The sequence below is a fragment of the Streptomyces sp. 11-1-2 genome, from assembly GCF_003595545.1.
Taxonomy (GTDB): domain Bacteria; phylum Actinomycetota; class Actinomycetes; order Streptomycetales; family Streptomycetaceae; genus Streptomyces; species Streptomyces hygroscopicus_B.
Genome location: NZ_CP022545.1, coordinates 3,299,276 through 3,312,394, shown reverse-complemented (window position 1 = coordinate 3,312,394; position 13,119 = coordinate 3,299,276). Strand labels below are relative to the sequence as shown.

Here is a 13,119-nt window from a genome sequence, read left to right as displayed (position 1 = left end):
GAGTAGGGACAGCGCGTGACGGTCAACATGTCCAAGGGACAGGCCATCAGCCTGCAGAAGGCCGACGGGGGCGCCCTGACCGCGGTGCGGATGGGGCTGGGCTGGCAGGCGGCGCCCCGCCGCGGACTGTTCGGCTCCCGTACGAGGGAGATCGACCTCGATGCGTCGGCCGTCCTCTTCGCCGACAAGCAGCCGACCGATGTCGTCTTCTTCCGCCACCTGGTCAGCGATGACGGCTCGGTCCGCCACACCGGTGACAATCTCGTGGGCGGGGCCGGGCAGGGCGGCGACGACGAGGCGATCCTGGTCGATCTGCAGCGGGTGCCCGTCCACATCGACCAGATCGTCTTCACGGTGAACTCCTTCACCGGCCAGACCTTCGCCGAGGTGCAGAACGCGTTCTGCCGGCTGGTGGACGAGACCAACGGGCAGGAGCTCGCCCGCTACACCCTCACCGGTGGCGGGCAGTACACCGCCCAGATCATGGCCACGGTCCAGCGCGCGGGCAGCGCCTGGCAGATGAAGGCGGTCGGCGAGCCGGCCAACGGGCGTACCTTCCAGGACCTGATGCCGCACATCGTGCCGCATCTGTAAAAGGGCCCGTCACCGCCGCTCGGACGAACGGCGGACAAGTTGATCAGCGGATCCGCCCCGGAGGCGAACCGCCCGGATGAGCGCGTCGGCCCGGTGGAGCACAGCTCGCCGGGCCGACGCGCTCACCGCACACCTATGCCATCAGCGGAATACAACGAGGGGACGCAGCCATGACGGCCGAGCTGGTCCGAGGGCAGAACCACCCCCTGCCCCAGACCCGTTTGGAGATCCGGATCTCTGCGGGCAATCCGATCGTGGCCGGGGCGACACTCGGCGATGAGCGGGGCACGGTGCACGGCGCGGAATGGGTCGCGCATCCCGCCTCGCCCCAGCTCGCCGGGATAGAGGTGCCCAAACAGGCGGCGGCCGACCACCGGCTCGCCGTCGACCTCGACGCGATGCCCGGCCATATCCACCGGGTCACCGTGCTGCTCGCGCTGCCGGCCGGCGTCGGCGGCCCGGCCCGGTTCGGCGTCATGGCCGCGCCGTTCGTCGCCGTCACCGGCCTCGACGGCACCGAGATCGCCGGCTACACCATCACCGATCTGGACTCGGAGTCCGCGGTGGCCGCCCTGGAGCTCTACCGCAGGCAGGGCGCCTGGAAGGTGCGCGCCGTCGGCCAGGGGTACGCGGGCGGGCTGGCCGCCATGCTGCACGACCAGGGGCTGGCGGAGGCCACCGACCTCGCGGCGCGGATCAACGAGGCGGTGGCGCGGGGCATGGCCCGCTCGGTCGCCCAGCCCCCGCCCCGCCCCGAGGGCGACGGCCGGGTGCGCACGGCCGCCGCGGGTGGCGGAGCCGACCCGGCCCCCGCGGGCGGCGGTGGCGATTCGGTGCCTGCGGGCGGCGGCGCCGACCCGGCCCCCGCCCAGCCACAGACCCCTTCGCAGCAGCCTCCGGGCGCGCCCGCCCCCGGAGGGCCGGTCAACTACGAGCACCCGGGCCGCCGTACGGCCGCGCCGCCGACGCCCGCGCCCGCCGCGCCGCCCGCCGCGCCGCCCGCCGCACCCGGACAGCCCGCCCAGCCGGTCGCGGGCGACGCCTCCGGCTGGACCATGGACGAGCGGCTCTACAACCAGGTCTGGGGGATGTTCGAGGACCTGGCCCGGACGGCCGCGGCCTACCGCAGTGCCGTGGACTTCGCCGAGTCCCGGATGGAGCAGGAGCTGGACCGGGTGCTCTCCGACCCGCGCACCCGGGTCGGCCCGGCCGCCGACTCCGCCCGCGCCGAGGCGCGCGCCAAGCACGCCGACCTCGTCGAGCAGGCCCGCGCGGCCCTCGACCGCGATCTGGCACAGCTCACCGCCGAGGCCGAGGTGGTGGAGCCCGCGCTGCCGCCCGCCTACGCCCGCTGGGACAGCCCGGTGTGGCAGGCGTACCAGGTGCCGATGGAGGTCCCGATGGCCCTGCGCGTGGGCGATCTGCACCTCCCGGAGCGCACCGGTCTGCGCATCCCCATGCTGGTGCGGCTGCCGCTGGAGCGGGGGCTGTGGATCGATGCCGGGCGTTCGGGCGGGTTCGACGACGGGCCGGCCGACTCCGGTGAGCTGCGCAGGCTGGCCGCGGACGCGGCGGTCGCCATCGCCGCGCGGCTGCTGGCCGTCTATCCGGCGGGGGAGATCGCGGTGCATGTGATCGACCCGGCGGGTTCGGCCGCGGGCTCGTTCGCCCCGCTGGTGGGGTCGGGTGCGCTGGCCGAGCCGCCGGCGGCCGGAGCCCAGGGGGTCTCCTCGGTGCTGGCCGCCCTGACCCGGCGCGTCGACCTGGTGCAGATGGCGGTCCGCAGTGGCGCCACGGACGCGCTGCCGCCCGATCTGGACACCGCAGAGCAGCTGCTGATCGTCCACGACTTCCCGCACGGTTTCGACGACCGGGCCGTCACCCAGCTGCGCTATCTGGCGGACGAGGGGCCAGCGGTGGGCGTGCATCTGATGATGGTCGCCGACCGCGAGGACGCGCGGGCCTACGGTCCGGTGCTGGACCCGCTGTGGCGGTCGCTGCTGCGGCTCACCCCGGTCGCCGACGACCACCTCGCCGACCCCTGGGTGGGCCATGCGTGGACGTACGAGCCGTCGATGGTGCCGCCGGGCAGCCGGGTGCTGGACCAGGTCCTGGGGGAGGCAGGCCGGGCCGCGAAGGCTCTGAAGGCTGCCAGGGCCCGCCCGTCATATGGCAACTGACCTGGCCTTTTGCCCATCTCTTTACTCTTCCATGGGGATTCCTGTACCCTCGTATACGCGGAGGGGAGTACTCCTTTAGCGGTGTTCCCGTCACCACGGATTCCGTCCGGCCCCAGGAGGCCGGACGGAATCCCGGGGCGCCGGTCCGTGGCGCGGTCCATGGGCGGAAGAGACCTCCGGCAGCGACGACGCTGAGATTGCCGTACGAATGCCGGAGGAACTGTGGACGTTTCCGTGACCATGTGGGGGCTGACGATCGTCGGCCTCTGCGCCCTCATCGCCGCCGACTTCTTCATAGGCGGCCGCAAACCGCATGAGGTCTCCATCAAGGAGGCCGGGATCTGGACGGCCGTCTGGGTCGCTCTCGCCGTGCTCTTCGGGCTCGGGCTGCTGGTCTTCGCGGGCGGCCAGCCCTCCGGTGAGTTCTTCGCGGGCTTCATCACCGAGAAGTCGCTGAGCGTCGACAACCTCTTCGTCTTCGTTCTGATCATGGCGAAGTTCTCCGTGCCGACGATCTACCAGCAGCGTGTGCTCATGGTGGGCGTGCTCATCGCCCTCGTGCTGCGCGCGGTCTTCATCGCCGCCGGCGCCGCGATCGTCTCGACCTTCTCGTGGGTCTTCTTCATCTTCGGTGCCTTCCTCATCTGGACCGCCTGGAAGCTCGTCCAGGAGGCGCGGGCCGATGAGGAGGAAGAGGAGTTCGAGGAGAACCGGCTGCTCAAGGCGGTCGAGAAGCGGGTCCCGTCCACCGACCAGTACCACGGCACCAAGCTGTTCATCATGGAGAACGGCAAGCGGCTGATGACCCCGATGCTGATCGTCATGCTGGCGATCGGCACCACGGACGTCCTGTTCGCGCTGGACTCGATACCCGCGATCTTCGGTCTCACCCAGGACCCGTACATCGTCTTCACCGCCAACGCCTTCGCGCTGATGGGCCTGCGCCAGCTGTACTTCCTGATCGGCGGCCTGCTCAAGAAGCTGGTCCACCTCTCGTACGGGCTGTCGATCATCCTCGGCTTCATCGGCGTCAAGCTGGTGCTGCACGCGCTGCACGAGGCCGGGGTGCATGTCCCGGAGATCAGCATCCCCGTCTCGCTCGGCGTCATCTGCGCGGTGCTCGCCGTCACGACGGTCACCAGTCTCTACGCCTCGAAGAAACTGGCCCTGGCGGAGGCGGGGAACGGGGAGGACCGGGACCGGGACAAGGACAGCGTCGACGTCTGACGGTGTCTTCCGCGGCGTCACCGCCCTGACACGCCCGACGGCGTCAGAAGGCGTGCGGCGACTGTCCGCGTCCCGGATCCGGGAGACGGCTCACACAGCCGCCTCCCCGGCCTCCAGAGGCCGTACGGCCGATCGTCCACCATCCGGACGGTCGGCCGTCGGCCGTGTCTCCGGCAGCAGGACGAAGCAGCCCAGGCTCAGCAGCGCGGCGGCGGTCAGATACGCGGCGACGCCCCAGGGCGGCCCGTTCCCGTGGGACAGCGCCGTCGCGACGATCGGTGTGAGCGCCCCGCCCAGGACGCCCGCGAGGTTGTAGCCGAGCGCCGCTCCCGTGCAGCGCACCCGCGCCTCGAACAGCTCGGGCAGATAGGCCGCAGTCACCGCGAACATGGTGATGAAGGCGAGCAGCGCGCCCAGGATGCCGAGGAACATCAGCGGCGGCTCACCGGTGCGCAACAGCGCGACCAGCGGAAACATCCACGCCATGGTGGCCACGCAGCCCACCAGGCACAGCGGCCGCCGCCCGAAGCGGTCGCCGAGATGGGCCGCCAGAGGCGTCAGGGCGCCCATGACCGCCACGGCCGCCATGATGCAGCCCAGCAGCGTGGTGCGCGCGACACCGAGCCGCTCCGTGCCGTACGCCAGGGACCAGGTCGTGACCGCGTAGAAGACGGCATAGCCCACCGCGAGCCCGCCCGCGGTCAGCAGGACCAGCCGCCAGTGGCCGCGCACCACCTCGGCCAGCGGCGCGGCGGCCCGGTCGCCCTGCTCGGCCAGCTCCTGGAACCGCGGGGACTCGGTCAGCTGGGCCCGCAGCAGCAGCCCGGCGCCCGCCAGCAGCCCCGCGCCCCAGAACGGCACCCGCCACCCCCAGGACCGGAACTCGGCATCGCTCAGCGTGGCCGACAGTGCCAGCATCGTGCCGTTGGCCAGCAGAAAGCCGACGGCCGGGCCGACCTGCGGAAAGCCCGACCACAGCCCGCGCCGCTCCGCGGGCGCGTGCTCGGCGGTCAGCAGCACCGCGCCGCCCCATTCGCCGCCGAGCCCCAGCCCCTGCAGAAAGCGCAGCACGAGCAGCAGGACGGGGGCGGCGATGCCGATCGAGTCGTAGGTCGGGACGAAGCCCACGGCGACGGTCGCGACGCCGGTGAGCAGCAGGGAGGCGATGAGCACCGGCCGGCGCCCGTGGCGGTCGCCGATGGGCCCGAAGAGCATCGAGCCCAGGGGCCGGGAGACGAAGCCGACGGCGAAGGTGCCGAAGGCGGCGAGGGTGCCTGCCAGCGGCGAGAAGGTGGGGAAGAACAGCGGGCCGAGGACGAGCGCGGCGGCCGTGCCGTAGACGAAGAAGTCGTAGAACTCGATCGCGGTGCCGGCCAGGGACGCGGCGGCGAGGCGGGCCATGGACGGAGAGCGGTCATGGTGCATGACGCGACAACCGCCATGGCCCGCCAGGGGTCACGGGGCGTACGGAGGTGCGCGGCGCTCTCGGGCCGTGAGCGCGCCGCTGCGAGCCGCGCGCGCCACCGGCGCCGCTACCAGCCGCGCTCGCGCCACTCCCCGAGGTGCGGGCGCTCGGCGCCGAGCGTGGTGTCGTCGCCGTGGCCGGGGTAGACCCAGGTCTCGTCCGGAAGCCGGTCGAAGAGCTTGGTCTCGACGTCGTTGATCAGGCTCTCGAACGCCTTGGAGTCCTTCCATGTGTTGCCGACGCCGCCCGGGAACAGGCAGTCGCCGGTGAACACATGCGGATGGCCGTGCGGGTCGTTGTAGACCAGGGCGATGCTGCCGGGCGTGTGGCCGACCAGGTGGCGCGCGGTCAGCTCGACCCGGCCGACCCGCACCGTGTCGCCGTCCGCGACCGGCACATCGGTCGGCACCGGGATGCCCTCGGCGTCGTACCGGCCCGCGTAGGTGCGGGCGCCGGTGGCGTCCACCACCTCGCGCAGCGCGCTCCAGTGGTCCTGGTGGCGGTGGGTGGTGACGACGGAGGCGATGCCGCTCTCGCCGATCAGGGAGAGCAGGGTGTGCGGCTCGGCGGCGGCGTCGATCAGGAGCTGCTCGTCGGTGGCCCGGCAGCGCAGCAGGTACGCGTTGTTGTTCATGGGGCCGACCGCGACCTTCGAGATCATCAGATCGGGCAGTTCGTGCACGTCCGCCGGTCCACCGACCGTCACTACTCCGCTGTAGGTCATGGCCTCAGCCTAGTGCGGGGAGAACGGGCAAGGGGCCGTTCGGGCAGGAGAGGCCGGAGCCGTCCGTACGGCCGGTGAGCCAGCCCAGCAGGGCGGCGGGGGAGCCGGCGACGGTGACCGGGGACTCCCCGGGGGCGGCGGGGCGGCCGGTGTGCCGGACGTCCCCGTCACCGGGCCCGGTGGCCAGCCGCAGCGGGGGAATATCCGGGCGCCCGGCGAACCTTGTACCGATGAGCACGGTGAGCTGGCTCTCGACGAAGGTGGCGGGCAGATCCGCCACGGTGTAGCCGATACCGAGATCGACATGATGCAGCTCGACCTCGGCGAGGCGGCGCAGTGGCAGTCCGCCCGCCGGCTCCCGGACCCCGCCGCGCAGGGTCACCTCGTACGGCAGGCGCTCCGGGGGCAGTGCGGTGGCCGCCGCGTCGAAGCGGGTGGCGCTGGTGCGCAGGTCGTCCAGATGGACGGCGAGCGGCCGGGCGGCGTCGCGCCGGATCTCGGCGTCGCGTGTCTGGGCGTCGGCGTACATCGGGGTCTCCTGGCCGGTCCGGGCCCAGGTGACCAGGTTCACCAGGGCGTCCGCGTTGCGGGCCAGGTGGGCCAGGACATGGCCGCGGGTCCAGCCGGGGAGCTGCGAGGGGTTCACGAGGGACGCGTCGTCGAGGGCGGCGACGGCGGTCAGCAGCCGATCCGTCGCCTCCTGCACGGCGAGGGCGTCCCTGACGTAGTCGGTCATGACCCGACCGTAGTCCGCACCACACGATCGGGTGAAGTCGGCTCCCGCCGCCCGCAAATCGAATGTGCGTGCTATAGGCTCGGTGTGCTGCATCCTTAAGACATCGTCGTCGTGCCCCCATACCCTGGGTTGGGGGTTTCGCTCCGCTCCGCCTCTGCTCCGTCCGGCAGGGCCGCCCCGGCGAGCGGGCTCGGCGCACCCCGTCTCTCTCAAGAAAGGTGCCGACCGGCGTGGCCGACCGTCTCATCGTTCGTGGCGCTCGCGAGCACAACCTCAAGAACGTCTCACTCGACCTTCCTCGCGACTCGCTCATCGTCTTCACCGGGCTGTCCGGGTCGGGCAAGTCGTCCCTCGCGTTCGACACGATCTTCGCCGAGGGGCAGCGCCGCTACGTCGAGTCGCTCTCCTCCTACGCCCGACAGTTCCTGGGGCAGATGGACAAGCCCGATGTGGATTTCATCGAGGGCCTGTCCCCCGCGGTGTCGATCGACCAGAAGTCGACCTCGCGGAATCCGCGCTCGACCGTCGGCACCATCACCGAGGTCTATGACTACCTCCGGCTGCTGTTCGCCCGCATCGGCAAGCCGCACTGCCCCGAGTGCGGCCGTCCGATCGCCCGCCAGTCGCCGCAGGCGATCGTGGACCGGGTGCTGGAGCTCCCCGAGGGCAGCCGCTTCCAGGTGCTCTCCCCGCTGGTGCGCGAGCGCAAGGGGGAGTTCGTCGACCTCTTCTCCGATCTCCAGACCAAGGGCTACAGCCGCGCCCGGGTGGACGGCACCACGATCCAGCTCTCCGACCCGCCGAAGCTGAAGAAGCAGGAGAAGCACACCATCGAGGTGGTCATCGACCGCCTGACCGTCAAGGACAGCGCCAAGCGCCGGCTGACCGACTCGGTGGAGACCGCGCTCGGCCTCTCCGGCGGCATGGTGATCCTCGACTTCGTCGACCTCGACGAGGACGACCCGCAGCGGGAGCGGATGTTCTCCGAGCATCTGTACTGCCCGTACGACGACCTGTCCTTCGAGGAGCTGGAGCCGCGCACCTTCTCCTTCAACTCGCCCTTCGGTGCCTGCCCGGACTGCACCGGCATCGGCACCCGGATGGAGGTCGACCCCGAGCTGATCATCCCGGACGAGGAGAAGTCGCTCGACGAGGGCGCCATCCACCCCTGGTCCCACGGCCACACCAAGGACTACTTCGGGCGGCTGGTCGGCGCGCTCGCCGACGCGCTCGGCTTCCGTACGGACATCCCCTGGGCCGGGCTGCCGCAGCGTGCCAAGAAGGCGCTGCTCAACGGCCACCGGACCCAGATCGAGGTCCGCTACCGCAATCGCTACGGCCGCCAGCGGGCGTACACCACGGCCTTCGAGGGCGCGGTGCCCTTTGTGAAGCGGCGCCACTCGGAGGCGGAGAGCGACGCCAGCCGGGAGCGGTTCGAGGGCTATATGCGCGAGGTGCCCTGCCCCACCTGTGAGGGCACCCGTCTCAAGCCGATCGTTCTCGCGGTCACCGTGCAGGACAAGTCCATCGCGGATGTCTCGGCGATGTCGATCAGCGAATGCGCCGAGTTCCTGCGCGCCATGGAGCTGAGCCCGCGCGAGAAGACCATCGCCGAGCGCGTCCTCAAGGAGGTCAACGAGCGGCTGAGGTTCCTGGTCGATGTCGGCCTGGACTACCTCTCGCTCAACCGCGCCGCGGGCACCCTCTCCGGCGGCGAGGCCCAGCGCATCCGGCTGGCCACCCAGATCGGCTCCGGTCTGGTCGGTGTGCTGTACGTGCTGGACGAGCCGTCCATCGGCCTGCACCAGCGCGACAACCACCGGCTGATCGAGACGCTGGTGCGGCTGCGCGACCTCGGCAACACCCTGATCGTCGTGGAGCACGACGAGGACACCATCAAGACCTCGGACTGGGTGGTGGACATCGGCCCGGGCGCGGGTGAGCACGGCGGCAAGGTGGTGCACAGCGGGCCGCTGAGCGAGCTGCTGGTCAACGAGGACTCGGTGACCGGGCACTATCTGTCCGGCAAGAAGGCCATCCCGCTGCCGTCGGCGCGCCGGGCCGTGGACCCCAAGCGGCATCTGACGGTCCACGGCGCCCGGGAGAACAACCTCCAGGACATCGATGTGTCCTTCCCGCTGGGGGTGCTCACCGCCGTCACCGGTGTCTCCGGATCGGGTAAGTCCACGCTGGTCAACGACATCCTCTACACCCATCTGGCCCGCGAGCTGAACGGTGCGCGGGCGGTTCCGGGGCGGCACACCCGGGTCGCCGGCGACGATCTCGTCGACAAGGTGGTCCATGTCGACCAGTCGCCCATCGGCCGCACCCCGCGGTCCAACCCGGCGACGTACACCGGCGTCTTCGATCATGTGCGCAAGCTGTTCGCGGAGACGATGGAGGCCAAGGTCCGCGGGTACCAGCCCGGGCGGTTCTCCTTCAACGTCAAGGGCGGCCGCTGCGAGAACTGCTCCGGTGACGGCACCATCAAGATCGAGATGAACTTCCTGCCGGATGTGTATGTGCCGTGCGAGGTCTGCCACGGCGCGCGCTACAACCGGGAGACCCTGGAGGTGCACTACAAGGGCAAGTCCATCGCCGAGGTGCTGGACATGCCCATCGAGGAGGCCCTGGACTTCTTCGAGGCGGTGCCCACCATCGCCCGCCATCTGCGCACGCTCAACGAGGTCGGGCTGGGCTATGTCCGGCTCGGGCAGCCCGCGCCGACCCTGTCCGGCGGTGAGGCCCAGCGCGTCAAGCTGGCGAGCGAGCTGCAGAAGCGGTCCACCGGCCGCACGGTGTACGTCCTGGACGAGCCGACCACCGGTCTGCACTTCGAGGACATCAGCAAGCTGATCAGCGTGCTCTCCGGTCTGGTCGACAAGGGCAACACCGTGATCGTCATCGAGCACAACCTCGATGTGATCAAGACGGCCGACTGGGTCGTGGACATGGGCCCCGAGGGCGGCAGCGGCGGCGGTCTGGTGATCGCCGAGGGCACCCCGGAGGAAGTGGCCTCCGTCCCGGCCAGCCACACCGGGAAGTTCCTGCGCGACATGCTGGGCGACTGGGTGAGCGACGCGACGGTGCCCGCCGCGCGCAACGGCGGAGCGGCCGCCAAGAAGGCGCCCGCCAAGAAGGCCGCGACCAAGAGCACGGCGGCCAAGAAGACCGTGGCGAAGAAGACCGTGGCGAAGAAGACCGTGGCCAAGAAGGCGGCGGCCAAGACCACAGTCGCCTCCAAGCGGACGGCCGCGAAGTAGCCCCGGCCCCCGCGCTTGCCATACGCCACGCCGCGCCCGGATCGACCGGGCGCGGCGTTCGCGTGCGCGGGGTGGGTCAGACCAGCTCGGAGGCGTAGGGCGGCTCCGCGCCCGCTCGGGAGCAGGTGATCGCGGCGGCGCGGGCGGCGAAGCCCAGCACATCGAGCCAGGCCGCCTCCTCCAGCTTGGCCAGCGCGGGCGCCGACAGCGCCTGGTGCCCCGCCAGCCGGTGCAGCAGGGCGGCGTTCACGGTGTCGCCCGCCCCGATGGTGTCCACGATGTCCACCCGCTCGCCCGGCACCGAGAGCACGGAGCCGTCCTGGCGCCGTACGCTCAGCCCCTCCCCGCCATGGGTGAGCACCACGGCCGCCGGGCCCGCCGCCAGCCACTGGCCCACGGCCGTCTCCACAGCGTCCGCATCCTCCGAGTCGGCCAGCCACCGCGCGTCCTCTATGGACAGCTTCAGCAGGCCGACATGAGGCAGCCAGCCCTGGAAACGGGCCCGGTAGGCGTCTGCGTCGGGGATCAGGCCGGTGCGGATATTGGGGTCCAGCGTGGTGAAGACGCCACGCGCGGCCTCGCGCCGCAGCAGTTCCTCATACGCGCTCGCGCCCGGCTCCAGCACCAGCGAGCAGGTGCCCAGCGACAGCGCGCGCACCCCCTCGGGAAGGGACGGCGGCAGGGTGAAGAGGCGGTCCGCGGTGCCTTGCACATAGAAGCCGTATCCGGCCGAGCCATCGGCCCCGATGGAGGCGACGGCGAGGGTCGTGGGCTCCTGGCCGCGCTGCACCAGCGCGGTGCCCACGCCGTCCTTCCGCAACCCCTCCAGCAGCGCCTCCCCGAAGCCGTCCGTGGAGACCCGAGAGCAGAACGCGGTGGGCGAGCCGAGCCGCCCCAGCGCCAGCGCGGTGTTGTACGGGCCGCCGCCGCGTGCCGGGCGCAGCGCGGGCAGCCGGTCGCCCGCCGCGGCGCTCGACGTGCGCTCGGGCACGAGGTCGATCAGGGCTTCTCCGGCGACGACGATCACGAGACGGGGTCCTTTCCGGGGAGTCCGGGGGTTCCGGGGAGCGGTCGGTCGAGCGGTCGGTCGGGGGCTTCGGCCACACAGCCGCAGGAGGTGCGGTGGACGAAGGCGCAGGGCAGCCGGACGGTGCGCGGCGGCAGCCCCGGGTTCTCCAGCCGGTCGAGCAGCAGCCGGACGGCGGTGGCGCCGACCTCCCGGCTGGGCTGGGAGATCGCGGTGAGCCCGGGGGAGAAGACATCCGCCCAGGAGAAGTCGTCGAAGCAGACGAGCGCGAGATCGTCCGGCACGCTCAGGCCCGCCGTCCGCAGGGCGCGCAGCGCGCCGATGGTCATCGCGTTGTTCGCGGTGATGATCGCGGTGGGCGGCTCGGGGGAGGCCAGCAGCCGGTGGACGGCGTCCTGCGCGCCCCGTGCCTCGGAGTGGCCCTCGGCCAGCAGCCCGGGGCGGAACGGCAGCCCCTGCCGCGCCAGCCCGGCACGGTAGCCCGCGATCCGCTCGGTGGTGGTGCTCAGCCCCGGCAGTCCCGCGACCAGTCCGATGCGGGTGTGGCCGAGGCCGGCGAGGTGGTGGACCAGCTGTTCGACGGGGCGGGTGTTCTCGGCACACACCTGGTCATGGGCGTCGCCGACCAGCCGGTCGAGGAAGACGGCGGGGATCTTACGGCGGGCCAGATACTCGAGCAGCCCGGCGGGCTCGGCCGACGGGGCGACGATCACGCCGTCCACCCGCCGCTCATGGAGCAGCCGGACGACCTTGCGCTCATGTTCGGGATCGTCATGCGGATCGGCGATCAGCAGCCCGTACCCCTGCTCCAGGGCGCTGGACTCGACGCCCTGGAGGATCTCGGTGAAGTACGGATTGCTGATCGCCGAGACGGCCAGCCCGATCGAGCGGGTGCGCGCGGTCACCAGGGAGCGCGCCAGCGTATTGGGGATGTACCCGAGGTCGTCGATGGCGTCCAGCACGGCCTTACGGGTGTCCGGACGGACCGGCCGGGTCTCGTTGAGCACATGCGAGACGGTGGCCACGGACACCCCGGCACGCCGGGCGACGTCGACCATGGTTGCCATCCGCTGCGGTCCTCCGCGTCGAGGGTCGTCGGGTTGTCGGGGTCACCGGACCCATAGGGGTCACCGGACCCATGGGGGTCACCGGATTCATGAGGCCACCGGATTCATGAGGCCACCGGGCCCCGGGGGCACGTAACGTATCGCATCCACGGTCGGACGTAAACGTTTGCGTAAGCGCTTACGCCGTCCCTGGGAGGCGGTGGCGAGCGGAGGGATCTGTGCCGGTATGGTCGGAGGGCCCCTCACACCCCCCAGGAGCCGTATGTCCAGCCAGCCCGCCTCCCGCCGAACCCTGCTGTGCTGCGCCGCGCTGGCCGGAGCCGCCGGGCTCGGGGCGGCGGCCTGTTCCCCGGACGGTTCGGACCAGAAGGCGTCCTCGACGCCCACCGCCCCCGTCGAGCTCGGCTCGGCCGGTGTCGTCCCGGTCGGCGGCGCCAAGATCTACCGTGAGCAGCGGGTGGTGGTCGCCCAGTCCGCCAAGGGCGAGTTCACGGCGTTCAGCGCGGTGTGCACCCACGCCGGGTGCGTCGTCGACAGCGTCGAGGACGGCAAGATCAATTGCCCCTGCCACGGCAGCCAGTTCGACGCCCGCACCGGCAAGGTCCTCCAGGGACCCGCGGAGAAGCCGCTGCCGTCGATCCCGGTCACCGCGGAAGGCGGACGGCTCGTGGCGGGCCCCGACGTCTGAGCGGACGCCCGGTGCCCGAGCGGGCCCTGACGCCTGAGCGGGCGCCCGGCGCGCGCCCGAGCGGGCGCGGAATCCCCCAATCCACTGGACCTCGGCCGACCCCGTCCCGAGGGCCCGGATGTGTCACTCCCCGCAAGTAGGGTGGTGA

10 protein-coding genes are annotated in these 13,119 nt (G+C 71.6%); 5 read left to right on the top strand and 5 right to left on the bottom strand.

The window, feature by feature from the left end; genetic code table 11:
• Positions 1-15 precede the first annotated feature (15 nt).
• From CGL27_RS13910 to CGL27_RS13900, 3 genes are all read left to right on the top strand, one after another.
• Positions 16-594 (top strand): TerD family protein, encoded by a 579-nt coding sequence (locus CGL27_RS13910; RefSeq protein WP_078640828.1) that lies wholly within the window; start codon positions 16-18, stop codon positions 592-594.
• Positions 595-764: 170 nt separating this feature from the next.
• Positions 765-2,774, top strand: coding sequence for a TerD family protein (locus tag CGL27_RS13905; protein WP_119986962.1), 2,010 nt, complete (start codon positions 765-767; stop codon positions 2,772-2,774).
• A 222-nt stretch (positions 2,775-2,996) separates the two neighbouring features.
• Positions 2,997-4,001: a TerC family protein gene (locus tag CGL27_RS13900; RefSeq protein ID WP_119986960.1), complete on the top strand. Its 1,005-nt coding sequence runs from the start codon at positions 2,997-2,999 to the stop codon at positions 3,999-4,001.
• Positions 4,002-4,091: 90 nt separating this feature from the next.
• Here CGL27_RS13900 and CGL27_RS13895 read toward each other — a convergent pair whose 3' ends face one another.
• The 3 genes from CGL27_RS13895 to CGL27_RS13885 form a co-directional block, all read right to left on the bottom strand.
• Positions 4,092-5,402 carry an MFS transporter gene (locus CGL27_RS13895; RefSeq protein WP_119986958.1) on the bottom strand — a complete coding sequence of 437 codons (1,311 nt, stop codon included), beginning with the start codon at positions 5,400-5,402 and terminating at the stop codon, positions 4,092-4,094.
• A 131-nt stretch (positions 5,403-5,533) separates the two neighbouring features.
• Positions 5,534-6,190: an MBL fold metallo-hydrolase gene (locus tag CGL27_RS13890; RefSeq protein WP_119986957.1), complete on the bottom strand. Its 657-nt coding sequence runs from the start codon at positions 6,188-6,190 to the stop codon at positions 5,534-5,536.
• Between the two features lie 4 nt (positions 6,191-6,194).
• Positions 6,195-6,926, bottom strand: a complete 732-nt coding sequence (locus CGL27_RS13885) for a maleylpyruvate isomerase family mycothiol-dependent enzyme (protein ID WP_162952975.1) — start codon at positions 6,924-6,926, stop codon at positions 6,195-6,197.
• Positions 6,927-7,156: 230 nt separating this feature from the next.
• On the opposite strand from CGL27_RS13885, the gene uvrA reads away from it, so the two are divergent.
• Positions 7,157-10,189, top strand: coding sequence for an excinuclease ABC subunit UvrA (gene uvrA, locus CGL27_RS13880; RefSeq protein WP_119986953.1), 3,033 nt, complete (start codon positions 7,157-7,159; stop codon positions 10,187-10,189).
• 76 nt (positions 10,190-10,265) lie between these two features.
• On the opposite strand, the gene CGL27_RS13875 is transcribed toward uvrA, so the two are convergent.
• Positions 10,266-11,216, bottom strand: a complete 951-nt coding sequence (locus CGL27_RS13875; protein WP_119986951.1) for a carbohydrate kinase — start codon at positions 11,214-11,216, stop codon at positions 10,266-10,268.
• A complete protein-coding gene (locus CGL27_RS13870) occupies positions 11,213-12,283 on the bottom strand; it encodes a LacI family DNA-binding transcriptional regulator (RefSeq protein WP_119986950.1) in 1,071 nt (356 codons plus the stop codon). The genes CGL27_RS13875 and CGL27_RS13870 overlap by 4 nt, the downstream gene beginning before the upstream one ends.
• A 262-nt stretch (positions 12,284-12,545) precedes the next feature.
• Between CGL27_RS13870 and CGL27_RS13865 the strand changes: the two genes are divergently transcribed.
• Positions 12,546-12,971, top strand: coding sequence for a Rieske (2Fe-2S) protein (locus tag CGL27_RS13865; protein WP_119986948.1), 426 nt, complete (start codon positions 12,546-12,548; stop codon positions 12,969-12,971).
• The last annotated feature ends 148 nt before the right edge of the window (positions 12,972-13,119 follow it).

What these genes read in the sequence shown, in the direction of transcription:
- CGL27_RS13865 (WP_119986948.1), top strand. Translation starts at nt 12,546, where the DNA reads ATGTCCAGCCAGCCCGCCTCCCGCCGAACCCTGCTGTGCTGCGCCGCG.
- CGL27_RS13870 (WP_119986950.1), bottom strand. Translation starts at nt 12,283, where the DNA reads ATGGCAACCATGGTCGACGTCGCCCGGCGTGCCGGGGTGTCCGTGGCC.
- CGL27_RS13885 (WP_162952975.1), bottom strand. Translation starts at nt 6,926, where the DNA reads ATGACCGACTACGTCAGGGACGCCCTCGCCGTGCAGGAGGCGACGGAT.
- CGL27_RS13890 (WP_119986957.1), bottom strand. Translation starts at nt 6,190, where the DNA reads ATGACCTACAGCGGAGTAGTGACGGTCGGTGGACCGGCGGACGTGCAC.
- CGL27_RS13895 (WP_119986958.1), bottom strand. Translation starts at nt 5,402, where the DNA reads ATGGCCCGCCTCGCCGCCGCGTCCCTGGCCGGCACCGCGATCGAGTTC.
- CGL27_RS13905 (WP_119986962.1), top strand. Translation starts at nt 765, where the DNA reads ATGACGGCCGAGCTGGTCCGAGGGCAGAACCACCCCCTGCCCCAGACC.